Origin of the sequence: Halobacillus litoralis, assembly GCF_020524085.2 — a bacterium.
In the GTDB taxonomy this organism is placed as follows: domain Bacteria; phylum Bacillota; class Bacilli; order Bacillales; family Halobacillaceae; genus Halobacillus; species Halobacillus litoralis_E.
Genome location: NZ_CP129016.1, coordinates 1,834,488 through 1,860,629 on the forward strand (window position 1 = coordinate 1,834,488; position 26,142 = coordinate 1,860,629).

The following is a 26,142-nucleotide window of genomic DNA, read 5'->3' on the forward strand; positions in this document are numbered from 1 at the left end:
GAAAGGCCCATTTCTTTGGTGTGCTTATGCCAGTCGTGTCTACCAGGGCGGTCTAAGGGGATGATGAAGAGCTTCCTCACGCTAGAGCTTTTGGTAGCTGTTCCAGACAATCCATTCCACGCGGGAGTATCGTAGCTCCCCGACCGTCCCCATCGACCTCACAAAATGTCTCGAATCGGAGTCTTCCATAAATGGAGATATACATGAAGGACCTTATCAAGTAAGGGTCTTTTTTTGTATGGGAATTACATATTTTTTACAGTTGAACTTTACGTTAACGTTAATGGTATAGTTGAATTGTTAGAATTTTCATTCAGTTAGAGGGGATCGAATGACAGGACATTTATCTATACAACAAGTGGCCGAAAAATTTGATGTCACCCAGCGGACCATCCGATACTATGAAGAATTGGGACTGATCAGACCTTCCCGTAACTCGGGCGGGCACCGCTCTTTTTCTCCGAAGGATCTGACACGTCTCGGGCTTGTTTTTCGTGGGAAAAAGTATGGTTTCCAGCTTAATGAAATCAAAGAAATGATCCATCTTTTCGACCAGGACCCCTCAGGCGTCCGTCAGCTTGAACGGACGCTTGCCTATGGCAGAGGAAAAATGCAGGAGGTGGACGACCGGATCCGGGAATTGGAACAGTTAAGAGCGGAAATGGGTCAGTGGCTCGACAAATTCGAGGAAGAATTAAAGGAACGGAGAGGAGATCCTATATGAATCTTTCTGAATTATTAGCTTATCAGTCTCGTAAATATCCGGGAAAAGAAGGGATTGTTACACCTGAAGAACGGCTGACTTATCAGGAGTGGAACAGTCAGGTGAATCAGCTTGCCAGAGGTTTGATGAGGTTGGGGATTCAGGCTGGAGATAAGGTGATCATCCATATGCCGAACACAAAAGAGTTCGTCATCAGTTACTTTGCCATTCACAGGCTGGGTGCCATCGTTGTTCCAATTAATGCCCGACTAGTATTGAATGAAATTACTTATATATATGATCACAGTGATGCTGTTGCTTTGCTCACCCATGATTTGCTCATCGATCAGGTGAAAGGGCTTGCCGATGAAAGGGTGGGTACATTTATAAAAACCGGGGATGTCGACGGAGCCTGGCACTCGTTTTCAGATATCCTCTCCAAAGAAGAACCGCTTGAAATGATCAACGATGCGCATGAAGATGAAGAAGCTTCGATTTTATATACATCAGGGACCACCGGGCAGCCAAAAGGCGTTGTCTTTACTCACAAAAACATTTTGACGGTCTCTTCGATGATGGCTGTGGAACTGGAAATGAAACCATCCAGCCGTATGCTTCATATGATGCCATTCAGTCATTCCGCACCATTACATCTCTTTTTAGCAGGGGGCACGTTCGTCGGTGCTACCCACATCATTGCTCCTACTTTCACTCCCGATTTATTATTAGAACTTGCTTCGACCGAACGGGCGTCACACTTTTTCGGAGCACCTGTCGCTTATTTAATGACCGCTAAACATCCAAAAGTGAAGGAAACGGATTTGAGCTGGGTGAAATATTGGACCTACGGAGGGGCACCTCTGTCTAAGAAGGAAGTCCAGTTTGTGCGAGAGCAGTTTGAAACGGACAGCCTCTGCTGTTTATATGGTCTGACGGAAGCAGGACCAAGCGGGACATTGCTGCTTCCACAGGAGCATGATGAAAAAGCTGGCAGTGTAGGAAAGCGGGCAGCGCTTCATTGTGAAGTGTGTCTTGTTGATGAAAATGGACAAGAGGTAGGGAGCGGGAAAGTGGGTGAAATCGCTCTTAAAGGTGAAGGGATTATGAAAGGTTACTATAAAGATGAAGAAAAAACCGCAGCCACCTTCCGTGATGGATGGCTGCTTACTGGAGATATGGGTGAGAAGGATGAAGACGGCTACTTGTGGGTCATAGACCGGAAAAAGGATATGATCATATCAGGTGGTGTCAACATTTATCCTCGTGAAGTAGAAGAACTTTTGCTCCAGCACCCACATATTGAAGATGTGGCTGTCGTAGGCGTTCCGCATCCGGATTGGGGCGAAACCGTCAAAGCACATATCGTTCAAACCGGGCAAATGAAAGAGGTGGAAAACGAATGCCGCCGCTTTTTGCAGGAGCACCTGGCGGATTATAAGATCCCGAAGCTCTATGAGGAAATGGAAGAGCTCCCAAGGAACGCGACGGGGAAATTGCTGAAGCATCGTTTGCGTGAACAGGCGCGTCAAGTTTAGGGGGGAGTAAAATGAACTTTTACGAAAGAGATGAGAATCTCCAGGATCTTCTGAAGGAAGCGTGGGACGATTCTTTTTCCCAATGGGCAAATGATCGGCTCCTATTCTTCGGTGAGAAGTGTGCTAAGGAGATCGATGAACGGGCGGCTCACACCGATCGTGAGGGTCAACCAAAGTTGATCAAATACGACAAGATGGGCAACGACATATCAGAGGTATGGTTAAACGAAGGGTACAAAAAAACAATAGAAGAAACGTATGGCGAAGGAATCGTCGGTTATCTTCATAAAGACATCCCTGAGCTTGGACAAAAAGGCGACTACTTGTATTCGTTCGCTCAAGGTTATCTGCTCTCCCAGGCAGAGCCTGGTTTTTACTGCCCGGTGACGTTAACGATGGCCACTGCCTATTTGATCGACCATTATGCAGATGAACCATTGAAAGAAAAATATTTGCCACATGTGTTGTCGACGGGAGATGTGGAACTGTATGAAGGCGCGACTTTTCTAACGGAGCGCCAAGGCGGTTCAGATGTGGGCGCCAATGAAGTGAAAGCCATTAAAGAAGGCGAGCATTACAGAATTCATGGTGAAAAGTATTTTGCCAGTAATGCCGGCGCTTGTGGCGTGGCGATGGTTCTGGCCCGTACAGAAGGCGCACCATCAGGGACGAGAGGTCTCAGCTTGTTTCTCATTCCCTGGAGAAACGAGGAAGGATCCTTGAATGGTATTCAAATCCGCCGACTGAAAGATAAACTGGGCGTTCGTGCTGTTCCATCCGCTGAGGTCGAATTTACCGGAGCAAAAGCATATATGGTTGGAGAAGCGGAACGGGGATTCTATTATATGATGGAAGCCTTGAACCTTTCCCGTGTTTGTAATGCGGTCGCTTCTATTGGAATTATGCGTCGTTCTTTAACAGAAGCCCAGGATTATGCTAAAAAAAGAAATGCGTTCGGCCACTCGTTGATCGAATATCCGATGGTGAAAGATACGCTCGTTTCCATGACAGTGAAGCAGGAAGTGGAAACGAGAGCAGTTTTTGACTTGATCCAAGCGTTTGAAAAAGTCGCTCGTAAGCCAGAAGAAACGAGGATAGAAGAACATATCCTGAACCGCCTCCGGATTGCGATTATGAAAAAGGAAACAGCCGAACAGGCCGTCGATTTCACACATGAAGCGATTGAAATGCATGGGGGAAATGGTTACATCGAAGACTTCATTACCCCACGTCTCTTGCGTGATGCTCAAGTGTTGACGGTATGGGAAGGGACAGCAAACATTCTCGGCCTTGAAGTCTTGAAACTTTTCAATAAATATCAAGGCCATGAGTTGTTTGTCCAACATATTCTAGAGCGTTTGGACAAAGCTAAGAATAAAGGGAAAGAGTTCATACTCGTGAAAGAGGCGATCCAGAATTTCGTTCCGTATGTAGACGAAGTATTAAAACAGCCGGCTGATGTACAAACCTATTACAGCAAATCTATGGCTGAAAAAATGGCCGTGCTTTATGAAGCCGTCATTGCTCTTGAGATGATGGAAAAAGGGGCAAGGTTTGAAAAGGTTGGCAAACTGTTCATCTATCAACAGATGCAAACAGAGGCACCGAGTGCAGAACCACTGGCTCTTCGTTACGCTGATGAAATCCTTCACTTGAATAAAGCGTTAACCTGACTAAACGGGCGCACATTTGTGCGTCTGTTTTTTTATGGTAGCTGTAAAGGTTAGTGTCCTCGACCGGCAGTTTAACACTTTCTAAAACTCCTTCAATGTCCCCCGTCTAAAAAACACATCTTCACCTCCGAGTCCGTATTTATGAAACGGTTTCTGCTATGATAAGAAGGGGAACAATGCTAATGAGTTTCTTCATTGACGCTCTATCTTTATCATGTTAGCATATTAGCAAGCTAAAGGATTTGAGGAAAGGATGAATTCCATTGGTTAAACGCCTGATGTTTGAAAAACCACTGGGAATGCGGGACACGCTTCCCTTTTTTTATAATCAAAAATCAAAAGCACGGCAGCAATTATCGAATGCGATTCTTTCGTTCGGATATTCGTTCATGGATACGCCGATCATGGAATATCACGAAACGGTAGGAAAAGTAAGTGCGACCCTTGATCAGCAATTGTTCAAGCTTTTGGACCAGCAAGGGCACACACTTGTATTAAGACCGGACATGACCGCACCGATCGCCAGGGTGGCTGCTTCTCAGTTGAAAGACGCTGAGTTCCCGCTTCGACTCGCTTATGAAGGTCCAGTATTCCGTGCCCAACAGACCGAAGGAGGGAAGCCGGCTCAGTTTGAACAGGTCGGAACGGAATTGATTGGTGACCATTCCTCTTATGGAGATGCGGAAGTCATCGCTCTGCTCGTCGAATCTTTGAAACAGACCGGACTCGATGATTTTGTCATTACGGTTGGTCATATTGGCTATGTAAAAGCTTTTTTCACAGATTTGCTCGGTGACGATGAGGATACGATTGAATACCTTCTAAATTACTTATATCGCAAAAATTACGTTGGTTACAGGGAAGCAGTGAAAGAGCTCTCTGTTCCAAAGGATAAGAAAGATGCTCTCCTTCAGCTGCTCGCACTGAAAGGCGGCGAAGAAATCTTCGAAAGCAGCCGTTCGCTTGCGCGGAATCAAGCATGCATGCAGGCTGTGAATGAATTGAAGCAATTGTATCGTCTGCTGCAACAGTATGAGGTCGAAAAGTATATTCACTTTGATTTGAACTTGATCAGCCACATGGACTATTATACCGGGATTTTGTTCGAAGGTTATGCTCCGAATCTTGGGGCACTGCTTTGTAACGGAGGGCGCTATGATACGTTGCTGCCTTCTTTCCAACTCAGTGCATCAGCCACTGGTTTTGCTGTCCACCTTGAACGTCTGGTAGAAGCATTGAATGAACAGGAATCGGATGATGGGCGCATCGGTGTGATCGTCGACGATGATAGTTACGGAAAGGGATTGAAAGAAGCGAAACGCTACCGTGAGGATGGGCAGGCGGTTCTTTTACAACACGTGGACCAAATCCCGGACTTGCAGGCATTCAAAGCAGAATTATCAGAAACGATTGATTTGACAAAAGGCGGAGGTGAGCGTGATGAGTAAGCCGTTGACCATTGCCATGCCGAAGGGCCGTATTTACGAAGAAGCGGCGGAACTGATGAAAAGAGCGGGGTATGAGCTTGAAGCGGACATGGATGAGTCAAGAAAGTTAATCTTGGAGTTCCCTGAACAGAACATCCGCGTCATGATGGCTAAACCGATGGATGTTGTCACTTATGTAGAATATGGAGCGGCGGATATTGGGATTGCCGGCAAAGACGTCCTGCTTGAACAAGATCGTGATGTGTACGAAGTGCTTGATTTAAAAATAAGCCCTTGTTATGTGGCCGTTGCTGGATTACCTGATCAACCGCTGAGCCGGATTGCGCCTAAGATCGCTACGAAATATCCGAAAGTCGCCTCTGACTATTTCCGGGAGCAGGGTGAACAGATTGAAATCATTCCATTGAATGGATCGATTGAGCTTGCGCCGTTGATTGGGTTGGCAGATCGAATCGTCGATATCGTGTCGACAGGCCGTACGTTAAAGGAGAACGGACTGGTCGAGTATGAGAAGATTACAGAAATTACTTCGCGTTTGATCGTGAACCCGGTCAGTTATCGTTTGAAGAGTACGGAGATTGAGGAAATGGTAAGCAAACTAAGCGAAGTGATGGAAGGGGAGCGCTGATGAAGTTCATGAATAAGTCCGACTTAAAGTCATTGAAGCGTTCCGTCGACCAAGGAACAGAGGAACAGCGGAAATCTGTTCAGGAGATTATTTCGCAGGTGAAGACCCGAGGCGATGAGGCAGTCAAAGAATACACCGAGCGTTTTGACAAAGCCACTATGGAATCATCCAAAGTGTCAAAAGAAGAGTTCGAACAAGCGTATGCCTCTCTAGATGGAGAGTTCGTCCAAATCTTACAGGAGGCTGCGGACAACATCCGTGCTTTCCACGAAAAGCAAAAAAGCTCATCTTGGTTTGATAGTTCAGAAGACGGCACTCTCTTGGGACAAAAAATCACACCGATTGATGCCGCAGGGGTGTACGTGCCGGGCGGAACTGCTGCCTATCCTTCCTCTGTTTTTATGAATGTGATTCCCGCACAAGTAGCAGGCGTGGAGCGGATCGTGATGGTGACCCCTCCCGGACAGAATGGGAAAGTACCAGATGGTGTCCTGCTTGCAGCGCAGATTCTTGGCGTGGAAGATGTGTTCAAAGTAGGAGGGGCACAGGCAATCGCTGCTCTAGCTTATGGCACAGAAACGATTCCATCTGTTGATAAAATTACAGGGCCTGGAAACGTCTTTGTCGCTCTTGCAAAGCGTGAAGTTTTCGGAGATGTCGATATCGATATGATTGCCGGCCCAAGTGAGATTGCCGTTCTTGCTGATGAAACCGCGCGTGCGGAAGAAATCGCTGCCGACCTCCTTTCTCAAGCGGAACACGATGCCCGTTCCTCAAGTGTACTTGTGACAACGAGTGAGACGCTTGCGAAGGCTGTGAAGAAAGAAGTGCAGGTACAGCTTGATTCTTTGCCTCGTGCTGATATCGCAAGGAAGAGCGTGGAAGACTATGGAATGATCGTCCTTTGCGAGACATGGGCAGAAGCGGTCGACACCATCAATGAAATAGCACCCGAACACCTCGAAATTGTGACGGAAGACCCTTTTCAGGAGCTGGGAAAGATCAAGCATGCGGGCGCGATTTTCCTAGGGCCCTACAGCAGTGAGCCTGTCGGGGACTACTTTGCAGGACCAAACCATGTGCTGCCAACGAATGGGACGGCGCGTTTCTCCAGTCCTCTTAACGTCGATGACTTTGTGAAAAAATCGAGCGTTATTTCATACAGTAGACAAGCCCTAGAAACGAATGTCGACAAAATTGCCCGGTTCGCCCGGTTGGAAGGGTTGGAAGCCCATGCGCGCGCAGTAGAGACACGTAAGGAGCGATGGAAATGACAGAAACGAGAACCGCAAGAATTGAACGCAAAACAAGAGAAACAGATATACAGCTTGAACTTGGGATTGATGGAGGTGGAAAAGCGGACTTGGATGTCCAGGTTCCTTTTCTTTCTCACATGTTGGAATTGTTCACAAAACACGGTCTCTTTGATTTAGACGTTGTCGGACGAGGCGATGTAGAAGTGGATGATCACCATTTAACGGAAGATATCGGGATATGTCTTGGTCAGGCGTTACGAGAAGCGGTCGGAGATAAATACGGCATGAAGCGTTATGGCTCTATGACTCTGCCGATGGATGAGACGCTTGTCACGGTAGCGGTTGATTTGAGTGATCGTCCGCACCTGGAATGGCGTGCAGAGCTTCCTAAAGATCGTGTGGGTACCTTTGACACCGAAAATGTCCACGAATTTTTCTGGAAGCTTGCTGTAGAAGCTCGGATGAACCTACATATCGTCTTACACCATGGGCATAACACCCATCATATTATTGAGGCGATGTTCAAAGCCTTCGCACGTGCTTTGGATGAAGCGACTCAAATCGATCCACGTGTCAAAGGAGTTCCGAGTACGAAAGGAAGTTTATAATGATAGGCATCATCGATTATGGAATGGGCAATTTATTCAGTGTTTCAAAAGCACTTGAACGACTTGGAGTGAACTATAAAATCGGGGACCGGCCGCAGGCATTGGGAGGCTGTGATGGATACATCCTTCCAGGGGTGGGCGCGTTTCCGGATGCGATGAAAGCCCTTCAAGAACATGGATTCATAGATTTTATAAAAGATAAAGTGGCTGAAGGTACACCGGTCTACGGCATATGTCTAGGGATGCAGCTGTTATTCGAGAGCAGTGAAGAAGGCGGACTGACTGAAGGGTTAGGGTTGTTCCCTGGTACCATTTCTCGCTTTCCGGGGATTGATGAACAAGGACGTTCGTACAAAGTTCCGCATATGGGATGGAACCAGCTTGAGATCCATCAGCCGGATAAACCTCTGATGACAGACGTAAACGAAGACCAGGTCTATTTCGTCCACTCTTTTGTTGTGAAGACGAATGATCCCTCAATCCTTTATGCGACTTCTGACTATCATATGGAAGTTCCCGCAATCATTGGAAAAGGAAACCTTGTAGCCAGCCAGTTCCACCCGGAAAAAAGTGGGACAGCCGGCATGCAGTTATTAGAGAATTTTTGTAAAGTAATGTGCAAACAGTGAGGAGTTATAACGATGAGCTTTACGATCTATCCAGCGATTGATATGCGTGACGGAAAATGTGTGCGTCTTGAACAAGGTGATTTTGAAAAAGAAACCGTCTATGGGGAGAATCCTTTTGAGGTGGCAAAGGAATTTGCTGAAGCAGGGGCATCATGGATTCATATGGTCGACCTTGATGGAGCGAAGCAAGGTTCCAAGCAAAATGCGGAGCATGTGTTGCGAGTGGCAAAGGAATTGAACTGCCGCGTGCAGATTGGCGGCGGGATCCGATCGGAAGAAGATGTCCGTTTTTACTTGGACGCGGGTGTCGATCGTGTCATTATCGGTTCTCTCGCTGTCCGCGATGTGGAGGCAACCAAACAGCTTCTTTCAAATTATGGAGAACGGATTGCCATCGGTCTGGACGCTCGTGACGGTTTTGTTTCCACAGCCGGATGGCTGGAACAATCCGAAGTGAAGGCTGTGGATTTAGGAAAAGACCTGGCATCCGCGGGAGCGAAAACGTTCATTTATACGGATATCGCGAAAGACGGCATGCTTTCAGGTCCGAATACGAAGGAAATCGTTCGCTTGGCAGAAGAAACGGGAGTGGACGTGATTGCATCTGGAGGCATTAAAGGCTTGGATGATCTTGTCAAGCTGAAAGAATATAAGGATCGGAATGTCGTTGGTTCGATTGTCGGGAAAGCATTGTACACGAACCAATTCTCTTTACAAGAAGCACTTGCTGTGGAGGTGGACTGAATGCTTTCCAAACGAATCATTCCCTGTCTGGATGTGAAAGAAGGCCGTGTCGTTAAAGGTATCCAGTTCGTTGATATCCGCGATGCCGGCGACCCTGTTGAACTTGCGAAAGTGTACGACGAACAAGGGGCGGATGAGCTTGTGTTCCTCGATATCTCCGCCAGTCACGAAGGAAAGAAAACGATGATTGATGTTGTCCGATCCGTAGCCTCTGAACTTGCCATTCCTTTTACAGTCGGCGGTGGGATCAGGACACTTGAAGACATTAAGGAAACGCTGCGGAATGGAGCAGATAAAGTATCTCTGAATTCCTCCGCTGTGAAAAGACCGGCTTTGATCACAGAAGGTGCGGATTATTTTGGAAGTCAGTGCATCGTCGTTGCGATTGATGCGAAGTACGATGAAGAGGCAGCGAACTGGCGTGTTTATACACATGGGGGACGGACACCGACCGATTGGCTCGTGACTGACTGGGCGGAAGAAGCGGTCAAGCTTGGAGCGGGAGAAATTCTGCTTACGTCCATGAATAAAGATGGAGAAAAATCCGGTTTTGACCTGCCTTTATTGAAAGCCGTGCAGCAAGTGGTGAGTGTTCCTGTCATTGCTTCCGGCGGGGCGGGGGCCAGTGAACATTTTTATGACGTATTTACTGAAGTTGAAGCAGATGCCGCGCTTGCCGCTTCCATTTTTCACTATAAAGAAACGTCTGTGCAAAACGTGAAAGCTTATTTAAAGGAAAAAGGAGTGCCTGTCCGATGAATTTAGATGACATTCAATTCGATGAACAAGGTCTCGTTCCAGCGATCGTCCAGGATGCCAAGTCAAAAGCTGTCCTGACTTTAGCCTATATGAACGAAGAATCTTTGAAAAAAACGTTGGAGATCGGTGAAACCGTATTCTACAGCCGATCCCGTCAAGAGTTGTGGCACAAAGGGGAGACTTCCGGGAACACGCAGGAAGTAAGAAGCATCCATTACGATTGTGACCAGGATGCCTTGCTTGTTCAAGTGGTACCCTCTGGCCCAGCGTGCCATAAAGGGGAGTATAGTTGTTTTTCTGAAGAACTGACAGATTCAGAAACTAAGCCCAAAGAAAATCGCTATCAAATTCTGGATGAGCTTCAAACCGTACTGGCTGATCGAAAAGCAACCCTTCCTGAAGGATCTTACACATCCACACTGTTCCGGGAAGGGGTCGACCGGATTGCGAAGAAGATCGGTGAAGAAGCTGGTGAAGTCATCATTGCTGCAAAAAATGATGATCCAGAAGAAATTGCTTTGGAATCCGCGGATCTTTTATTCCATCTCTTATTAATCCTGACTGATCGTCAAGTTCCACTGGATGATGTCTTGGATGTTTTGGAAAAACGTCATTCCTGAATGGATTACATTTTTCTCCTATTTCTCTGTGAGCATTTATGTTATACTGCATAATTAGTGAGATTTGAAACGGAAATAGGGGGACAGTCATGACGACAACACTTAAAGGAACTACAGCACAACAGGATACGAACATTATCCCATTTGTACCTACTGGGTCATTTTATTTTTCCCATGGGATTCAGGCTTTTCAAAAGCGTCGTTTCAGTGCTGCTGTCAAGTGGCTGAAAAAGGCGATTGAAGCTTCTCCCGAGGAACCATTATATCCATGCCAACTTTCTGTCGTTTATACGGAAGTTGGCTCTTATCATGCCGCAAATCAGGTACTGACCGAGGTATTAGCTGAACACGGCAAAGAATACGTCGATTGTTACTATCTGATGGCGAATAATTACGCACACCTCGGTCTTCTTAATGATGCCAAAAAATATGTCGACACCTATTTAGAACAACCGGGAGACGGCGAATTTGAAGAAGCAGCGAAGCAATTGAGAGATATGCTGGATTCATTAGAGGAAGAAGATGAAGACGATGATTGGGCATTTGAGGATGAAGATGAGCTCATCATCTACCAGGAAACAGCCTTTTATCATTTGGAGCACGAGGAGTGGGAGGAAGCCTTAAGTGTTCTCGATGAAATGATGGAGCTATTCCCAGAATTCAAAATCGCCAAACATCGATACGCGTACGCGTTGTTCATGAACGGGGACCGTGACGACGCGATTCAGCTTGAAAAAGAGACCCTGGACGATGAACCGACGAACATTCACTGTGATGTGAATTTGGCTACTTTTTATTTGAAGCAGGGCATGAAGGAAGAAGCGGCTTTTCACATTGAACGGCTCCGCAATGTATTTCCTATGCATGAACAGCAAAAACTAGCCGTAGCTGAAACTCTTGCTAGGGCTGGCCATTACCAGGAAGCGGTTGAACGGTTCAGGTCGCTTCGTGATAAGCAGGTCACTCGCCGGAGAATTTACTACAAGTGGTACAGCATCTCCGTTTATCATACGGGCAATCCCTCTAAAGCGTTGCAGCTATGGGAAGAAGGATGCAAGCAGTTCCCTAAGATGGGGAACGAAGGCGGCCCCTGGGAGCAGGAATAGGTAAAGATGCATTTCTCTCTTCTGTAAGCACATTAATGGACGGTTTTCGTATGATTTACTATGATATGTACAGGAATTGCAACTGAGATTATTCGGATTCATAAGGAGTGAAGATTGATGAGTGAAGATCGCATTTATGATGTCATTATTGCCGGGGCAGGTCCTGCTGGCATGACAGCAGCAGTTTACACCTCCCGAGCTAACTTGGATACGCTGATGATTGAGCGTGGCATTCCAGGTGGTCAAATGGCGAACACGGAAGATGTTGAAAACTATCCGGGCTTTGAAAGCATTCTTGGACCAGACCTTTCCAATAAAATGTTCGATCACGCGAAAAAATTCGGTGCAGAATATGCCTATGGTGACATTAAAGAAGTCGTAGAAGGCAAGGAATACAAGACGGTCAAAGCCGGTAACAAAGAATACAAAGCACGCGCCGTCATCATAACGACAGGTGCTCAATATAAAGAACTTGGTGTGCAGGGTGAAAAAGAACTTGGCGGCCGCGGTGTTTCTTACTGCGCCGTTTGTGATGGAGCATTCTTCCGAGATAAAGAACTCGTCGTTGTAGGCGGTGGAGATTCTGCAGTCGAAGAAGGTGTCTACCTAACACGCTTTGCAAGCAAAGTAACGATTGTTCACCGTCGTGATGAATTACGCGCACAAAAGATTCTTCAGGATCGCGCTTTTGATAACGATAAAATCGACTTCATCTGGGATACTGTCGTCAAATCCATCAACGAGAAAGATGGAAAAGTAGGAAGTGTTACGCTTCACAATAAAAAAACCGATGAAGTATACGACTTTGATACCAATGGTACGTTCATTTATATCGGAATGATTCCATTGTCCACACCGTTCGAAAGCCTAGGCATCACGAATGAACAAGGGTATATCGAAACAGATGAAAACATGGAAACGAGAGTACCGGGCGTATTCGCTGCCGGGGACATCCGTGAAAAAGAATTGCGTCAAATTGTGACAGCAACTGGCGATGGAAGTATCGCCGCACAATCTGCCCAGCACTATATTGAAAATCTTTTAGAGGAATTGAAGGTCGTCAATTAAAAAAAGAAACAGCATTTTAACTCCGGTGTAACACCCATGAAATATTTTCCTGTTACGATGGAAATGATTAATTGACCCCCTTTTAATAGATTAATCTCTATGAGGCACAGGTGCTCGTCATCTGTGTCTTTTTTTTGTTTTAGTCTGTTAAACCGGGATGTTTGAATAGGCAGGATTGTAAGAAGTGAGTTGATTTCGAGATGTATAGGGAGAGGAGCGTGTCGGCGGGGAATGACTCGTTTTTCCAGCCATCGTCCGCTCACACAAAATCTTGAAACTGGGTCATCTCAACGAACCTGTTTAGATTACAAATAAGTTTAAGGAAATAGTTTTCAATCCAGTCTGTGGAACATAATATTGTAGCAACCTGTGAATTCATTGTATAATGGGTGGAGATGCCCTCTAGAAAGAAAATGAGGTGACCATAACGATGCAGCGTGTAGCGAATTGTATTTTGAAAGTTGATGATTCCGTATTGATGTTAAAAAAACCACGAAGAGGCTGGTATGTAGCTCCTGGTGGCAAGATGGAAGCTGGAGAGAATATTAAAGATTCCGTTGTCCGTGAGTTTAAAGAAGAAACGGGACTTTCCATTGAAAATCCAGAGCTTCGTGGGTCATTTACATTCGTCATGCGGGAAGAAGAGAAAACCGCTCAAGAATGGATGATGTTTACTTTTTACAGTACGAGCTATTCGGGGGGATTTGCTTGATGAAAGTGAAGAAGGTGAACTGGAATGGGTTCCGGTTGAAGAAGTTCTTCAAAAGCCGATGGCAGAGGGAGATCGGAGGATTTTCAAGCACATCTTAAGTAGTGAAGAGCAAGTATATGGAACATTTGTATATACGACGGACTTCCGCTTGATCGATGAAGATTTGGATCCGTCACGACCTGACTAATGGGGAGCGATGTAAGATGCCAGTAAATGCCAACGAAACTCAGTTAGTAATCATCACAGGAATGTCAGGGGCAGGGAAAACCGTAGCTGTTCAAAGCTTTGAAGATCTCGGTTTTTTTTGTGTCGATAACTTACCGCCGGCCCTGCTTCCAAAGTTTCTTGAACTGATGAAAGATTCCAGCAACGACATTCAAAATGTGGCTCTAGTGATGGATTTACGTGGACGGGAATTCTTCGATGCACTCTTTGATTCTCTTGACCGTCTTGGTAAAGAGGAATGGCTGCAAGAACATATTCTTTTCCTTGATTCAGAAGATCAAGCGCTTGTTTCCCGTTATAAAGAAACACGTAGGTCCCATCCCCTTGCTAAAGAAGGGCTGCCACTTGAAGGTATCCGCAGAGAGAGAAAAATGCTGGATGAGCTGAGAGGCCGTTCGCAAACGATCATTGATACAACATCATTGAAGCCGAAAGAACTGAGGGAGCGGATTATTGAGAAGTACCGTCAGAAGGAACAACAGGTGTTCTCCATTCAGATGGTATCCTTCGGTTTTAAATACGGCGTACCCATTGATGCAGACTTAATGTTTGATGTACGTTTCCTGCCGAACCCGCATTATGTTGAACATATGCGCCCGTTGACAGGGTTGAACACAGAAGTATCCTCCTATGTTTTTAAATGGACAGATACACAGAAGTTCCTTGAAAAGCTGAAAGACTTGCTGCAATTCATGCTGCCTCAATACAAACGTGAAGGAAAAAGTCAGCTTGTCGTTGCTGTCGGCTGTACAGGCGGTCAGCATCGCTCTGTAGCGCTTGCTGAGCATTTATCGGAATATTTCTCTACCGACTTCGTGACCCATGTCACTCACAGAGACATTGATAAAAGAAAGGGTTTGTAACGGATGGATCATAAGACCAAGCCGCGTGTCGTCGTCGTAGGTGGCGGGACCGGGATGCCTGTGCTTTTGCGCGGGTTAAAAAATTTACCGATTGACCTGTCAGCCATTGTCACGGTTGCTGATGACGGTGGGAGTTCCGGCCGCTTACGTAATGAGATGGCCATTCCCGCTCCAGGGGATATCAGGAATGTTGTCGCTGCCCTATCTGATGCTGAACCTATGCTCCTTGAGCTTTTTCAACACCGGTTTGCAGCGGGTAACGGCCTGTCCGGCCATTCCATGGGAAATCTCTTGCTAGCTGCGATGGCATCCATGACGGGGGATTTCTATCAAGGAATCAAAGAAATCTCCAGAGTCTTGAACGTGCGTGGTCATATTTATCCGATTGCCAATCATTCAATGAACCTCCATGCGGAAATGGAGGATGGGACGGTTGTGACCGGTGAGTCTAGTATTCCTAAGCAGAATAAGAAAATAAAAAGGGTGTACGTAAGCCCTACGCCGGTCCAGCCTTTGCCGGAAGCCGTAGAGGCGATCAAATCAGCAGATTTGATTGTCATCTCTCCAGGAAGTCTTTACACTAGTATATTACCGAACATCATCATTCCGGAAATCGGTCAGGCATTGAAAGAAACGAAAGCGATGGTCACTTATATATGCAACGTGATGACGCAGGAGGGGGAAACTTCTGGTTACACGGCAGCTGATCATATCCAGGCATTATTTGATCATATCGGTGAAGATGTGTTACAGTCAGTGATTGTGCATAATCAACCGATTGATCAAGGGGTAAGAGCTGCATATGCTGAAGAAAATGCAGAGCCCGTCGTTTACGATATTGAAAGAATAAAATCCATGGGATTGAAAGTCATAGAAGAAGATATCATCGACCATAGCAAGCCTATGTTACGTCATGACACAGATAAATTAGCAAAGTTACTGCACTCCATGCTTTAGGTGTTGCGTGGTAGGTAGAAGGGGGTGTACATCATGTCATTTGCATCAGAGATCAAAAAAGAATTAACCAATGTAGAAGCAGATACTTGCTGTATGGAATCGGAGCTAGCTGCCCTTGTGCGCATGAACGGCACCTTTTCCCTTTCCAACCGTGAATATATTCTGGATGTACAAACAGAGAATGCAGCGATTGCCAGAAGAATCTACACGTTAATAAAAAAGCTTTATCCCTACCCGGTAGAACTTCTTGTTCGGAAAAAGATGAGGTTGAAAAAAAACAATGTCTATATTGTAAGGATGACAGAGAAAGCGAATGTTGTTCTTGAAGATTTGGAAATTCTGAAAGGTCCTCTATCCATTAATCCAGACATCCCTCAAAAGTATTTGAACGATACGTGTTGTAAAAGAGCTTATTTACGAGGAGCATTTCTTGCGGGTGGTTCAGTCAATAACCCGGAAACTTCTTCCTATCATCTAGAAATTCATTCTTCTGATGAGGAACACAACGAGGCGTTGTGTAAGCTTATGAATAGTTTCGGGTTGCACGCAAGGACACTCAGCCGTAAAAAAGGTTACATTACCTACTTGAAAGAAGCGGATAAAATCACGGAGCTCATTAGTAATATAGGAGCACACCAAGCGCTTTTCAAGTTTGAAGATGTGAGGATCGTTCGCGATATGAGGAACTCCGTCAATCGTCTCGTCAATTGTGAGACTGCGAATTTAAATAAGACGATCGGTGCCGCTTTCCGTCAAGTGGAGAACATAAAATTCATTAAACGGACAGTAGGTTTAGAGGCCCTGCCAGATAAATTGCAAGAGATTGCATCTTTAAGGCTGCAGCACCAGGAAGTTTCTTTGAAAGAGCTTGGTGAGTATGTTTCTGGTGGATCGATCAGTAAATCAGGGATCAATCACCGCCTGCGTAAAATCGATGAGTTCGCCGAAAAAGTTAGAAAAGGTGAAGTCACAGAAAACACAAGAAACTAATGTTTCCTTAACAAATTCATGCTATAATGAAATACAATTATAAACGCTTTCTACAAGAGAGCGTTCTTTTTTCTAAGTATTGAATCCGCTTACAAAGAAGTTGAAATATAGAATGAGAGGAGAATGACAGGTGATTGAAAGGACGATAACGATTGAGCTCGAAACAGGTTTACAGGCAAGACCAGCAGCACAATTCGTACAAGAAGCGAACAAGTTCACCGCAGATGTTTTTATTGAAAAAGGTGAGAAGCGTGTGAATGCCAAAAGTATTATGGGGTTAATGAGCCTTGCTGTCGGAACCGATGAAGAAATCAAATTGATTGCAGATGGTTCTGATGAGGAAGAAGCGGTTCAGGTACTTACCGATTTTGTGAAGAATGAGTAATAGGTGTTTATGTGAAAAAATGAACGTTCTCCAATGAGGGAACGTTTTCATAAAGCACAAAAAAATCCGCTGTGATTACACAGCGGATTTCGTGTTTTTATTGTTCGTTTTTCTCCATTACTTTATCAATCAAGCCGTAGTCAACAGCTTCGTGGGCAGACATGAAGTTATCTCGGTCCGTGTCGCGTTCGATGACTTCCATTGGTTGTCCAGTACGCTCAGCAAGGATCTGGTTCAGCTTCTCACGCATCTTAATGATACGCTTCGCGTGAATTTCGATATCTGAAGCCTGACCTTGGGTGCCTCCAAGTGGTTGGTGAATCATAACTTCACTGTTTGGTAGTGCATAACGTTTACCTGGTTCACCGGCGTTCAGCAGGAATGCACCCATAGATGCAGCCATACCTGTGCAGATTGTGGATACGTTCGGTTTGATGAACTGCATCGTATCATAAATCGCCATACCTGCCGTGATCGATCCACCAGGGGAGTTGATGTATAGGGAAATGTCTTTATCTGGGTCGTCAGCAGCAAGGAAAAGCAACTGCGCTACAACAGAGTTTGAGATGTTATCATCGATCGGGCTTCCCAGCATGATGATACGGTCTTTAAGTAAGCGGGAGTAAATATCATAAGCACGTTCTCCGCGGTTTGTTTGTTCAATAACTGTAGGGACTAAATTCATTTGTAATTCCTCCTTAACATCAAATTAATAATGATGGAATACATTCATCATACCTATAAGGTCAATAAAGGTCAAACAAAAACAATCGACCTTTTATCCTTTATTTCAGCAAGGTTTGTTATGCCTTTTAAGTATGAAAAACGGTTATTCTTATTCGTTCTATGTGATGTGTTCCAATTCCTTCTACCATCATACCCTAATTTTACCTATATAAACGTCCAAACCTATAATAAAGCTACATGGCAAGATGGACATTATATTGAGATGTTTTGAGGGTTCGTTACTGAATTGAGCGTCAGTGGTGGGTGGGAAGCGAATCTTTACCCGTAGCCCTAAGCTCTTATAAAAGCTTCGAAACAGATTCTTCACAAGGGAGCTTTTCTGGAAGATCATAAAAATGGGTTGCGTTTTTTGGTGATTCTACTTATAATATTAAATGCATGTCGCTTTTGCGCCCGTAGCTCAGTTGGATAGAGCGGTAGATTCCGGTTCTACGTCAGTCGGGGGTTCGAATCCTCTCGGGCGCGCTAAATAAAAGGACCTTCCTTGAAAGTAAGGAAGGTCCTTTTTTTACAAAAATATCATTATATTAATATATAAAAATCTCTTTGAATTTTAGTAGTTACAATAGTGTTATTTAAATATTAATTGAACAGAAATCTCACAGGAATTATACGAACGTTTATTTGGTTTTATTATCGTCATGTAGGTTCTTTTTGCCTTATTTGTGTGTTATGATTGAATAAATAAAGTCAGACTTTTCGCTTTATTTAGAAGAGGGGTATTTATGACAAACCTAATCCGTTACAAAATGTTGTCGACCGAAGAGGTTTCTGAAGACAGGCGGATTCACTTGTTCGATATGCAGGAACAGCAAAAGTTATCCTTCAACTATAAGTCATTGAAGCGAACACCTGAAAATTATGTAGGTGAAGAATTAGCTCATTTCTTGGATAAGCGTAAGTTGAAAATCGATAATGGTTTTTATGATAAAAAAGGACATGCTTCCTGAAGCGTGTCTTTTTTTGTGTAAGAAGTTCTGGAGGAGGATGGATGTTGGAGCGTATCCTTTGGTATGATGAAGATGAAAAATTCAGGGAGGCTTGTGCATGTCTGAAGTCATATTATATGTAAAAGAAAACTGTGGATTATGTGAAGAAGTCAAAGATCTAATATCACTGTTCGACGTCAAAGTAGTAATGGTGGATATTGAAAAAGATCCAGAACTATTAGAGAAGTATATGCTTGAGGTACCGGTGTTAAAAATCGGTGCGGAAGAGTTGGATTACCGTGAAATTGATTACATAAAACTAATGAAGCGTTTACAATGAAAAACGTCTAGGTTTTCACTTGCACGAGGACTACCCCACTGTTAATATAAAGTTGAAATAAGATATTTTTTTGCTCCGAGCGGGACATAATATGACTAGCTGGGACGTAATACATCCCGGTTGGTACCATTTCAAAGAAGGGGCTTTTTCCATGAGAGCGTTCATCGACTTACAAAAAAAATTATTCCCGGATGTCCTGGACGTTATACAGCGCCGTTATCAGCTGTTGTATTACATCCAGATCATGCAGCCTGTAGGCCGAAGAGCGTTAGCTGAAAGTGTTGAGCTGGCTGAACGTACGGTCCGAAGCGAAGTGGACTTTCTGAATAAACAAGGGGCTGTAGAGATTACCTCAAGAGGCATGCACTTAAGTTATGAAGGGCAGAACATTCTTGAGCAGTTAGCTGAGTTTATTAAAGAGGTCTCTGGGATTAAGGTTTTAGAACAACAATTAAAGGATAAATTAAATTTAGACTATGTCGTTGTTGTTCATGGTGATAGTGATGAGCTTAATTGGGTAAAACAAGAGATGGGAAAAGCATGTGTCCAGTATTTGAAAGAACATATGTCGCCTGACCAGGCGATAGCCATTACAGGCGGAACAACGATGGCATCCGTCGCACAAGTAATGACGCCGCTGTCCGGAGCTGATCAGTGCTTATACGTACCTGCGCGTGGAGGCTTAGGTGAAAGAGTTGAAACCAGGCCAACACAATCTGTGCGGAAATGGCGAAAAAAGCACGTGGTGACTATCGTCTTTTATATGTACCCGATCCTCTCAGTGAGGAATCCTATCAGACGATAAAAGAAGAGCCTTCGATTAAAGAAGTGCTGGATATCATCCGTAACGCTGAAATCGTTATCCACGGAGTAGGCGATGCGCTTACGATGGCAGAACGGAGAAAGACTTCCCCCTGAGCAGTTGGAATTAATCAAAAAGCATAACGCAGTAGGCGAAGCTTTTGGTTACTATTTCAATGTAGAGGGTGAGATCGTTCACAAAGTTCGTACGGTCGGTCTTCAATTAGAAGATCTGAAGCGTGCGAAACATGTCATTGCTGTTGCAGGTGGACGTTCGAAAGCACAAGCCATCTCATCTTATTTCCAACCGGGCCAGAGTAATGTCCTGATCACTGATGAAGGGGCAGCCCAAGAGTTAATAAGGGATTTATCCCTTTAAATAAATATGATTTCAATCATCCTAAGGAGGAATTTTGCATGACAGTAAGAATTGGTATTAACGGATTTGGACGTATTGGACGTAATGTTTTCCGTGCTGCTTTGAACAACAATGAAGTAGAGGTAGTAGCGGTTAACGACTTGACTGATGCAAACATGCTTGCACACTTGCTTCAATACGATACTGTACACGGTAAGCTTGAGCAAGAAGTGACAACAAACGGTGACAACCTGATTGTCGGCGGAAAAGAAGTCAAAGTACTTTCTGAAAAAGATCCAGCTCAACTTGGTTGGGGAGATCTTGGTGTAGATATCGTGATCGAATCTACAGGTCGCTTCACTCAGCGTGACGATGCGAAGAAACACTTGGATGCAGGTGCTAAGAAAGTCGTTATCTCTGCTCCAGCGAAGCAAGAAGACCTTACAGTCGTTATGGGTGTAAACGAAGATCAGTACGACAAAGATTCTCACCACGTCATCTCTAACGCATCTTGCACAACGAACTGCTTGGCTCCATACGCAAAAGTTCTTGACGAGAAGTTCGGACTTAAGCGCGGTATGATGACAACTGTTCACTCTTACACGAACGACCAACAGATCCTTGATCTTCCACACAAAGATTACCGTCGTGCTCGTGCAGCTGCTGAGAACATCATCCCAACGACAACTGGTGCTGCACAAGCCGTTGCAAAAGTTCTTCCACACCTTGATGGCAAGCTTAGCGGTATGGCGATGCGTGTACCAACATCCAACGTTTCCATCGTAGACTTGGTTGCTGAACTTGATAAAGATGTAACAGCTGAAGAAGTGAACGAAGCTCTTCGCGCAGAAGCTGAAGGTAACCTTAAAGGAATCCTTGGCTACAGTGACGAGCCACTTGTTTCCACGGACTACAATGGCAACACTCACTCTTCTATCATTGATGGTCTTTCTACACTAATCCTTGAAAACAACATGGTTAAAATCGTTTCTTGGTATGACAACGAAACTGGTTACTCTAACCGTTGTGTAGACTTGGCTGTATACCTTAAAAACCAAGGCTTGTAATATCTGAGCCTTTTTAGAAAATACTATGAAAAAGCTGGAAAGGAGGAGGTCTCAGGTCCTCCTCCTTTATCCATGTTTTTTCGCATCCTGCTTATCGGCGTTTCTGCACAATGAAACTGTGGAAACGTACATAAGGGCAGGCGATGAACCTGACCACAAACCAAGGAGGTTGTCATTCTATGAATAAGAAAACAATCCGCGATGTTGAAGTGCAAGGAAAAACGGTCTTTTGCCGTGTGGACTTCAACGTACCGATGAGTGAGGGAGAAGTCACAGACGACACTCGAATCAAAGCTGCCCTCCCTACAATCAAGCACCTGACTGGAAACGGTGCGAAAGTCATTCTTGCCAGTCACCTTGGACGCCCTAAAGGGGAAGTTGTCGAAGACCTTCGTCTTGATCCTGTAGCCAATCGTCTGAGCGATGTTCTTGGACAAACCGTTACAAAAACGGATGAAGTTCACGGGGCTGAAGTGAACAAAGCCATTTCTCAAATGGAAAACGGTGATGTTCTTCTGATTGAAAACGTTCGCTTCCATCCTGGTGAAGAGAAGAATGATGCGGAATTGGCCAAGGCTTTTGCAGACATGGCTGACCTCTATGTAAATGATGCATTCGGTGCTGCTCACCGTGCCCATGCTTCTACAGCAGGTGTTGCGGAGCATATCCCAGCCGTTGCTGGTTTCCTGATGGAGAAAGAAATCAATGTTCTAGGTAAGGCTTTGTCTAACCCTGAGCGTCCATTCACAGCCATCATTGGTGGTGCGAAAGTAAAAGATAAAATCGGTGTCATTGACAACTTAATCGATAAAGTTGATAACTTGATTATCGGTGGAGGTCTTGCTTACACATTCGTAAAAGCACTAGGTCATGAAATCGGTAAATCACTTCTAGAAGAAGATAAAATCGATCTAGCTAAAGAATATATGAAGAAAGCAGAAGAGAAAGGCGTCAACTTCCTAATGCCGGAAGATGTTGTTGTTGCTGATGATTTCTCTGATTCTGCGAACAAGGAAGAAGTCGGAATCGACAGCATCCCATCCGATTGGGAAGCCCTTGATATCGGTCCGAAAACGAGAGAAAAATATGCGAAAGTTATTAAAGATTCCAAATTGGTTATCTGGAACGGACCTATGGGCGTCTTTGAAATCGAATCTTTTGCTAACGGTACAAAAGCTGTAGCGAATGCTCTTTCCGAAACAGATGGCTACACGGTCATCGGTGGAGGCGACTCTGCAGCAGCCGTTGAGAAATTCGGATACGCAAATGACATGGACCACGTCTCCACAGGTGGCGGTGCTTCCTTGGAATTCATGGAAGGTAAAGATCTTCATGGTGTATCCTTGTTGAACGATAAATAAAAAGGAGAGGTGAAACCATATGCGTAAAAAAGTAATCGCTGGTAACTGGAAAATGAATAAAAACCACCGTGAAGCGGAAGATTTTATTCAAACAGCTAAAAACGAAGTACCTTCCTCTGAGCAGGTAGAATCGGTTGTTTGTGCTCCATTTCCTTTTCTACAAAAACTTGTAGAGGAAACAGAAGGCACAAGCCTTAAAATCGGTGCTCAAAACATGCACTTTGAGGAAAGCGGTGCGTTCACTGGTGAAGTAAGCCCGGTCATGCTGAAAGAACTTGGAGTTTCTTACGTCGTACTTGGTCACTCCGAGCGTCGTGAAATCTTCAAGGAAACGGATGAAGAGGTAAACAAAAAAGTTCATGCTGCATTCAACCATGGCTTAACACCAATTATTTGTGTAGGGGAATCTCTAGAACAGCGTGAAGCAAATGAAACGATGGACGTTGTTGAGACACAAGTGAAAAAAGCATTGGACGGTCTTACAAATGATCAATGTGCAGAAACAATCATTGCTTATGAGCCGATCTGGGCGATTGGTACAGGGCGTACAGCTACGTCTGAACAAGCGAATGAAGTATGTACACACATCCGTAAAGTCGTCAGTGATTATGTCAGTGCAGATGCAGCGGAAGCTGTCCGCATTCAATACGGTGGCAGCGTGAAGCCTGCAAACGTTGATGAACTACTATCTCAGTCCGACATTGATGGTGCTCTAGTAGGAGGGGCCAGCCTTGAAGCTGATTCCTTCCTAAAACTAGTGGAGGCAGGTAAGAATGAGTAATAAAAACCTGGCTGCCTTAATCATCCTTGATGGCTACGCTCTTCGTGATGAAGAGAAAGGGAATGCTGTCAAACAAGCGAACACGCCAAACTTTGATCGTTACTGGAACCAATTTCCGCATTCTCAATTAACGGCATGCGGGGAAGCTGTCGGACTGCCAGAAGGTCAAATGGGCAACTCTGAAGTTGGTCACTTGAACATCGGCGCAGGCCGTGTCGTTTATCAAAGTCTGACAAGAATCAACCTTTCCATTCGTGAAGGGGACTTCTTTGAGAATGAAGTGCTGCTGAACGCGGTTCGTGAAGCGAAAACAAAAGATAAAGCTCTTCATATTTTCGGCCTGTTATCTGATGGTGGTATCCATAGTCATATCGACCATATGATCGCTACCTTGAAGCTGGCGAAAGAAGAAGGACTCGAGAGAGTTTTCATCCATGCATTCCTAGATGGCCGTGATGTAGGTCAGAAATCGGCTAAGACTTATATCAAACAGACACAGGAAGCGATTGAAGAAGTGGGCGTTGGTCAAATTGCTACCCTTTCTGGTCGTTACTACGCGATGGACCGTGACAATCGCTGGGAGCGTGTCAAGAAAGCTTATGATGCCATTGCCTACGGTGAGGGGCCGACGTACAAGGATCCAATCAAAGCAATCGACGATTCTTATGAGCAGGAAGTGTATGATGAGTTTGTGGAGCCTGTTGTTCTAACAGATGAGGACAACAACCCGATCGGAAAAGTAGAAGATGAAGACAGTATCATTTTCTTCAATTTCCGACCAGACCGCGCCATTCAGCTTTCTCGTACATTTGCAAATGACGATTTTGATGGTTATGATCGTGGTGAAAACGCACCGAAAAACCTTCACTTTGTTGGAATGACGCAATACAGCGACCAGGTCAGAAGTAAGATTGCTTTCCCTCCGAATGACTTGAAAAATACAGTCGGGGAAGTCCTTGCTGACAATGACATGAAGCAGTTGCGTATCGCTGAAACAGAAAAGTATCCACACGTGACGTTTTTCATGAGCGGCGGCCGCGAAAAAGAATTCGAAGGGGAAGAGCGCATCCTCATCGATTCTCCAAAAGTAGCGACGTATGATCAGAAACCAGAAATGAGTGCTTATGAAGTCACAGATGCTCTTCTTGAGGCACTGGATGCTGAAAAGCACAACGCCATCATTCTAAACTTTGCCAATCCTGATATGGTTGGACACTCAGGGATGCTTGAGCCGACCATTAAAGCGATTGAAGCAGTGGACGAATGCTTAGGCAAGATCGTAGATAAGATCCACGAAAAAGGTGGACACGCGATCATTACGGCTGATCATGGTAACTCTGATGAGGTGACGACCTTGGATGGAGACGCTATGACAGCTCATACAACAAACCCTGTGCCCGTCATTGTGACGAAGGATGGGGCGGAACTCCGTGATGGAGGAATTCTTGGTGATCTTTCACCCACATTGCTTGAGCTCTTGAACGTTGAACAACCTGAAGAAATGACAGGAAAATCACTAATTAAAAAATAAGGGAGAGATATTCATGCCTTACATTACTGACGTATATGCACGTGAAGTCCTTGACTCTCGTGGTAACCCAACTGTTGAAGTAGAAGTTTACACAGAATCCGGAGCTTTCGGTACAGCACTTGTTCCAAGTGGTGCTTCCACTGGTGAATACGAAGCTGTAGAACTTCGTGATGGTGACAAAGAACGTTACCTTGGCAAAGGCGTACAAAACGCTGTTGATAACGTAAACGAAAAGATTGCTCCAAACCTTCTAGGTATGGACGTAACGCAGCAAGTAATCATTGACCAAATGATGAGAGAGCTTGACGGTACAGAAAACAAAGGAAACCTTGGTGCGAACGCTATTCTTGGCGTATCCATGGCTGTTGCACATGCGGCTGCAGACGTTGTAGGTCTTCCACTTTACAAGTATCTTGGAGGCTTCACAGCAGCTACACTTCCAACACCAATGATGAACATTGTAAACGGTGGAGAGCACGCGGATAACAATGTAGATATCCAGGAATTCATGATCATGCCTGTTGGCGCGCCGACATTCAAAGAAGCGCTTCGTATGGGTGCTGAGATTTTCCACGCTCTTAAGAAGGTACTTGGCGGCAAAGGCTACAACACAGCTGTAGGTGACGAAGGCGGATTCGCTCCTGACCTTGGTTCAAACGAAGAAGCTCTATCTACAATCATCGAAGCGATCGAAGCGGCTGGTTACAAGCCAGGCGAAGAAGTGCAGCTTGCGATGGACGTTGCATCGTCTGAGATTTATGAAGATGGCAAGTACAACCTGAAAGGTGAAGGTGTGGTACGTACGTCTGAAGAAATGGTTGATTGGTATGAAGAGCTTGTGAACAAGTATCCAATCGTTTCCATTGAAGATGGTCTTGATGAAAACGACTGGGAAGGTACAAAACTTCTTACAGACCGTATCGGAGACCGCGTCCAGCTTGTCGGTGACGATTTGTTCGTAACAAACACTGAGAAACTAAGCCGTGCGATTGAAGAAGGCGTTGGCAACTCCATCCTAATCAAAGTGAACCAAATCGGTACACTTACTGAAACCTTCGAAGCAATCGAAATGGCGAAGCGTGCTGGTTACACAGCTGTCATCTCTCACCGTTCTGGTGAAACAGAAGACGCGACAATTGCAGACATCGCTGTTGCGACGAATGCGGGTCAAATCAAAACAGGTGCTCCATCCCGTACCGACCGCGTAGCGAAGTACAACCAGCTTCTTCGTATCGAAGACCAGCTGCTTGGAACTGCAACATATGCAGGTAAGAAAGCATTCTACAACTTGAATAAATAAGTTTTAAAATGAGCCTCT

At 45.0% G+C, this 26,142-nt stretch carries 25 protein-coding genes, 1 tRNA gene and 2 pseudogenes; 27 read left to right on the forward strand and 1 reads right to left on the reverse strand.

Features of this window, described 5'->3' with window-relative positions; genetic code table 11:
- Positions 1 to 331 precede the first annotated feature (331 nt).
- From LC065_RS09170 to LC065_RS09255, 18 genes and pseudogenes are all read left to right on the forward strand, one after another.
- On the forward strand, positions 332 to 724 hold the full coding sequence (locus LC065_RS09170) for a MerR family transcriptional regulator (protein WP_226591987.1): 393 nt from the start codon (positions 332 to 334) through the stop codon (positions 722 to 724).
- Positions 721 to 2,238, forward strand: coding sequence for a class I adenylate-forming enzyme family protein (locus LC065_RS09175; protein ID WP_226591986.1), 1,518 nt, complete (start codon positions 721 to 723; stop codon positions 2,236 to 2,238). The genes LC065_RS09170 and LC065_RS09175 overlap by 4 nt, the downstream gene beginning before the upstream one ends.
- An 11-nt stretch (positions 2,239 to 2,249) precedes the next feature.
- The gene (locus LC065_RS09180) at positions 2,250 to 3,911 is read left to right on the forward strand and encodes an acyl-CoA dehydrogenase family protein (RefSeq protein WP_226591984.1); all 1,662 of its coding nucleotides are present in this window, start codon (positions 2,250 to 2,252) and stop codon (positions 3,909 to 3,911) included.
- A 263-nt stretch (positions 3,912 to 4,174) separates the two neighbouring features.
- A complete protein-coding gene (locus LC065_RS09185; protein WP_226591982.1) occupies positions 4,175 to 5,359 on the forward strand; it encodes an ATP phosphoribosyltransferase regulatory subunit in 1,185 nt (394 codons plus the stop codon).
- Positions 5,352 to 5,987: an ATP phosphoribosyltransferase gene (gene hisG, locus LC065_RS09190; protein WP_226591980.1), complete on the forward strand. Its 636-nt coding sequence runs from the start codon at positions 5,352 to 5,354 to the stop codon at positions 5,985 to 5,987. Before LC065_RS09185 ends, hisG begins: the two co-directional genes overlap by 8 nt.
- The gene (gene hisD / locus LC065_RS09195; RefSeq protein ID WP_226591978.1) at positions 5,987 to 7,261 is read left to right on the forward strand and encodes a histidinol dehydrogenase; all 1,275 of its coding nucleotides are present in this window, start codon (positions 5,987 to 5,989) and stop codon (positions 7,259 to 7,261) included. The genes hisG and hisD overlap by 1 nt, the downstream gene beginning before the upstream one ends.
- Positions 7,258 to 7,851 carry an imidazoleglycerol-phosphate dehydratase HisB gene (gene hisB, locus LC065_RS09200; protein WP_226591977.1) on the forward strand — a complete coding sequence of 198 codons (594 nt, stop codon included), beginning with the start codon at positions 7,258 to 7,260 and terminating at the stop codon, positions 7,849 to 7,851. Before hisD ends, hisB begins: the two co-directional genes overlap by 4 nt.
- On the forward strand, positions 7,851 to 8,480 hold the full coding sequence (hisH, locus tag LC065_RS09205) for an imidazole glycerol phosphate synthase subunit HisH (protein WP_226591975.1): 630 nt from the start codon (positions 7,851 to 7,853) through the stop codon (positions 8,478 to 8,480). Before hisB ends, hisH begins: the two co-directional genes overlap by 1 nt.
- Before the next feature lie 12 nt (positions 8,481 to 8,492).
- Complete coding sequence (gene hisA, locus LC065_RS09210) at positions 8,493 to 9,224, forward strand: 1-(5-phosphoribosyl)-5-[(5-phosphoribosylamino)methylideneamino]imidazole-4-carboxamide isomerase (protein ID WP_226591972.1); 732 nt, start codon at positions 8,493 to 8,495, stop codon at positions 9,222 to 9,224.
- Positions 9,225 to 9,983, forward strand: coding sequence for an imidazole glycerol phosphate synthase subunit HisF (gene hisF / locus LC065_RS09215; RefSeq protein WP_226591970.1), 759 nt, complete (start codon positions 9,225 to 9,227; stop codon positions 9,981 to 9,983).
- On the forward strand, positions 9,980 to 10,603 hold the full coding sequence (gene hisIE / locus LC065_RS09220) for a bifunctional phosphoribosyl-AMP cyclohydrolase/phosphoribosyl-ATP diphosphatase HisIE (RefSeq protein WP_306163920.1): 624 nt from the start codon (positions 9,980 to 9,982) through the stop codon (positions 10,601 to 10,603). Before hisF ends, hisIE begins: the two co-directional genes overlap by 4 nt.
- A gap of 89 nt (positions 10,604 to 10,692) precedes the next feature.
- Positions 10,693 to 11,709: a tetratricopeptide repeat protein gene (locus LC065_RS09225; RefSeq protein ID WP_226591966.1), complete on the forward strand. Its 1,017-nt coding sequence runs from the start codon at positions 10,693 to 10,695 to the stop codon at positions 11,707 to 11,709.
- Between the two features lie 117 nt (positions 11,710 to 11,826).
- Positions 11,827 to 12,777: a thioredoxin-disulfide reductase gene (gene trxB, locus LC065_RS09230; RefSeq protein ID WP_226591964.1), complete on the forward strand. Its 951-nt coding sequence runs from the start codon at positions 11,827 to 11,829 to the stop codon at positions 12,775 to 12,777.
- Between the two features lie 430 nt (positions 12,778 to 13,207).
- Positions 13,208 to 13,676: pseudogene (locus LC065_RS09235) on the forward strand (8-oxo-dGTP diphosphatase).
- A gap of 16 nt (positions 13,677 to 13,692) precedes the next feature.
- Positions 13,693 to 14,577, forward strand: coding sequence for an RNase adapter RapZ (gene rapZ, locus LC065_RS09240; protein WP_226591960.1), 885 nt, complete (start codon positions 13,693 to 13,695; stop codon positions 14,575 to 14,577).
- Positions 14,578 to 14,580: 3 nt separating this feature from the next.
- A complete protein-coding gene (locus LC065_RS09245) occupies positions 14,581 to 15,534 on the forward strand; it encodes a gluconeogenesis factor YvcK family protein (RefSeq protein WP_226591958.1) in 954 nt (317 codons plus the stop codon).
- Positions 15,535 to 15,567: 33 nt separating this feature from the next.
- On the forward strand, positions 15,568 to 16,524 hold the full coding sequence (whiA, locus tag LC065_RS09250; RefSeq protein ID WP_226591956.1) for a DNA-binding protein WhiA: 957 nt from the start codon (positions 15,568 to 15,570) through the stop codon (positions 16,522 to 16,524).
- A 130-nt stretch (positions 16,525 to 16,654) separates the two neighbouring features.
- Positions 16,655 to 16,909 (forward strand): HPr family phosphocarrier protein, encoded by a 255-nt coding sequence (locus LC065_RS09255; protein WP_160913262.1) that lies wholly within the window; start codon positions 16,655 to 16,657, stop codon positions 16,907 to 16,909.
- Positions 16,910 to 17,006: 97 nt separating this feature from the next.
- Here the strand turns inward: LC065_RS09255 and clpP are convergent, their stop codons facing one another.
- Positions 17,007 to 17,594, reverse strand: a complete 588-nt coding sequence (gene clpP, locus LC065_RS09260; protein ID WP_226591954.1) for an ATP-dependent Clp endopeptidase proteolytic subunit ClpP — start codon at positions 17,592 to 17,594, stop codon at positions 17,007 to 17,009.
- Between the two features lie 451 nt (positions 17,595 to 18,045).
- On the opposite strand from clpP, the gene LC065_RS09265 reads away from it, so the two are divergent.
- The 9 genes and pseudogenes from LC065_RS09265 (at position 18,046) to eno (ending at position 26,124) form a co-directional block, all read left to right on the forward strand.
- Positions 18,046 to 18,121, forward strand: a tRNA-Arg gene (locus LC065_RS09265).
- Positions 18,122 to 18,381: 260 nt separating this feature from the next.
- A complete protein-coding gene (locus LC065_RS09270; protein WP_226591952.1) occupies positions 18,382 to 18,606 on the forward strand; it encodes a ubiquinone biosynthesis protein COQ4 in 225 nt (74 codons plus the stop codon).
- 97 nt (positions 18,607 to 18,703) lie between these two features.
- The gene (locus LC065_RS09275) at positions 18,704 to 18,925 is read left to right on the forward strand and encodes a glutaredoxin family protein (protein ID WP_226591950.1); all 222 of its coding nucleotides are present in this window, start codon (positions 18,704 to 18,706) and stop codon (positions 18,923 to 18,925) included.
- A 151-nt stretch (positions 18,926 to 19,076) separates the two neighbouring features.
- A pseudogene (locus LC065_RS09280) lies at positions 19,077 to 20,105 on the forward strand (sugar-binding transcriptional regulator).
- Positions 20,106 to 20,143: 38 nt separating this feature from the next.
- Positions 20,144 to 21,151, forward strand: coding sequence for a type I glyceraldehyde-3-phosphate dehydrogenase (gap, locus tag LC065_RS09285; protein ID WP_089651368.1), 1,008 nt, complete (start codon positions 20,144 to 20,146; stop codon positions 21,149 to 21,151).
- A gap of 179 nt (positions 21,152 to 21,330) precedes the next feature.
- Positions 21,331 to 22,512 carry a phosphoglycerate kinase gene (locus LC065_RS09290; RefSeq protein WP_306163921.1) on the forward strand — a complete coding sequence of 394 codons (1,182 nt, stop codon included), beginning with the start codon at positions 21,331 to 21,333 and terminating at the stop codon, positions 22,510 to 22,512.
- A gap of 19 nt (positions 22,513 to 22,531) precedes the next feature.
- Positions 22,532 to 23,293 carry a triose-phosphate isomerase gene (gene tpiA / locus LC065_RS09295; protein ID WP_146816838.1) on the forward strand — a complete coding sequence of 254 codons (762 nt, stop codon included), beginning with the start codon at positions 22,532 to 22,534 and terminating at the stop codon, positions 23,291 to 23,293.
- Positions 23,286 to 24,824 (forward strand): 2,3-bisphosphoglycerate-independent phosphoglycerate mutase, encoded by a 1,539-nt coding sequence (gene gpmI, locus LC065_RS09300; protein ID WP_226591944.1) that lies wholly within the window; start codon positions 23,286 to 23,288, stop codon positions 24,822 to 24,824. The genes tpiA and gpmI overlap by 8 nt, the downstream gene beginning before the upstream one ends.
- Positions 24,825 to 24,837: 13 nt before the next feature.
- The gene (eno, locus tag LC065_RS09305) at positions 24,838 to 26,124 is read left to right on the forward strand and encodes a phosphopyruvate hydratase (RefSeq protein ID WP_226591942.1); all 1,287 of its coding nucleotides are present in this window, start codon (positions 24,838 to 24,840) and stop codon (positions 26,122 to 26,124) included.
- Positions 26,125 to 26,142 lie beyond the last annotated feature (18 nt).

Bases quoted from the DNA above. Each gene is read 5' to 3' on its own strand.
- hisA (WP_226591972.1), top strand. From the start codon at position 8,493: ATGAGCTTTACGATCTATCCAGCGATTGATATGCGTGACGGAAAATGT.
- hisG (WP_226591980.1), top strand. From the start codon at position 5,352: ATGAGTAAGCCGTTGACCATTGCCATGCCGAAGGGCCGTATTTACGAA.
- rapZ (WP_226591960.1), top strand. From the start codon at position 13,693: ATGCCAGTAAATGCCAACGAAACTCAGTTAGTAATCATCACAGGAATG.
- LC065_RS09180 (WP_226591984.1), top strand. From the start codon at position 2,250: ATGAACTTTTACGAAAGAGATGAGAATCTCCAGGATCTTCTGAAGGAA.
- tpiA (WP_146816838.1), top strand. From the start codon at position 22,532: ATGCGTAAAAAAGTAATCGCTGGTAACTGGAAAATGAATAAAAACCAC.
- hisIE (WP_306163920.1), top strand. From the start codon at position 9,980: ATGAATTTAGATGACATTCAATTCGATGAACAAGGTCTCGTTCCAGCG.
- LC065_RS09175 (WP_226591986.1), top strand. From the start codon at position 721: ATGAATCTTTCTGAATTATTAGCTTATCAGTCTCGTAAATATCCGGGA.
- gpmI (WP_226591944.1), top strand. From the start codon at position 23,286: ATGAGTAATAAAAACCTGGCTGCCTTAATCATCCTTGATGGCTACGCT.
- hisH (WP_226591975.1), top strand. From the start codon at position 7,851: ATGATAGGCATCATCGATTATGGAATGGGCAATTTATTCAGTGTTTCA.
- gap (WP_089651368.1), top strand. From the start codon at position 20,144: ATGACAGTAAGAATTGGTATTAACGGATTTGGACGTATTGGACGTAAT.
- LC065_RS09275 (WP_226591950.1), top strand. From the start codon at position 18,704: ATGTCTGAAGTCATATTATATGTAAAAGAAAACTGTGGATTATGTGAA.
- eno (WP_226591942.1), top strand. From the start codon at position 24,838: ATGCCTTACATTACTGACGTATATGCACGTGAAGTCCTTGACTCTCGT.
- whiA (WP_226591956.1), top strand. From the start codon at position 15,568: ATGTCATTTGCATCAGAGATCAAAAAAGAATTAACCAATGTAGAAGCA.
- LC065_RS09225 (WP_226591966.1), top strand. From the start codon at position 10,693: ATGACGACAACACTTAAAGGAACTACAGCACAACAGGATACGAACATT.
- LC065_RS09290 (WP_306163921.1), top strand. From the start codon at position 21,331: ATGAATAAGAAAACAATCCGCGATGTTGAAGTGCAAGGAAAAACGGTC.
- LC065_RS09170 (WP_226591987.1), top strand. From the start codon at position 332: ATGACAGGACATTTATCTATACAACAAGTGGCCGAAAAATTTGATGTC.
- trxB (WP_226591964.1), top strand. From the start codon at position 11,827: ATGAGTGAAGATCGCATTTATGATGTCATTATTGCCGGGGCAGGTCCT.
- hisB (WP_226591977.1), top strand. From the start codon at position 7,258: ATGACAGAAACGAGAACCGCAAGAATTGAACGCAAAACAAGAGAAACA.
- LC065_RS09245 (WP_226591958.1), top strand. From the start codon at position 14,581: ATGGATCATAAGACCAAGCCGCGTGTCGTCGTCGTAGGTGGCGGGACC.
- LC065_RS09270 (WP_226591952.1), top strand. From the start codon at position 18,382: ATGACAAACCTAATCCGTTACAAAATGTTGTCGACCGAAGAGGTTTCT.
- hisF (WP_226591970.1), top strand. From the start codon at position 9,225: ATGCTTTCCAAACGAATCATTCCCTGTCTGGATGTGAAAGAAGGCCGT.
- clpP (WP_226591954.1), bottom strand. From the start codon at position 17,594: ATGAATTTAGTCCCTACAGTTATTGAACAAACAAACCGCGGAGAACGT.
- hisD (WP_226591978.1), top strand. From the start codon at position 5,987: ATGAAGTTCATGAATAAGTCCGACTTAAAGTCATTGAAGCGTTCCGTC.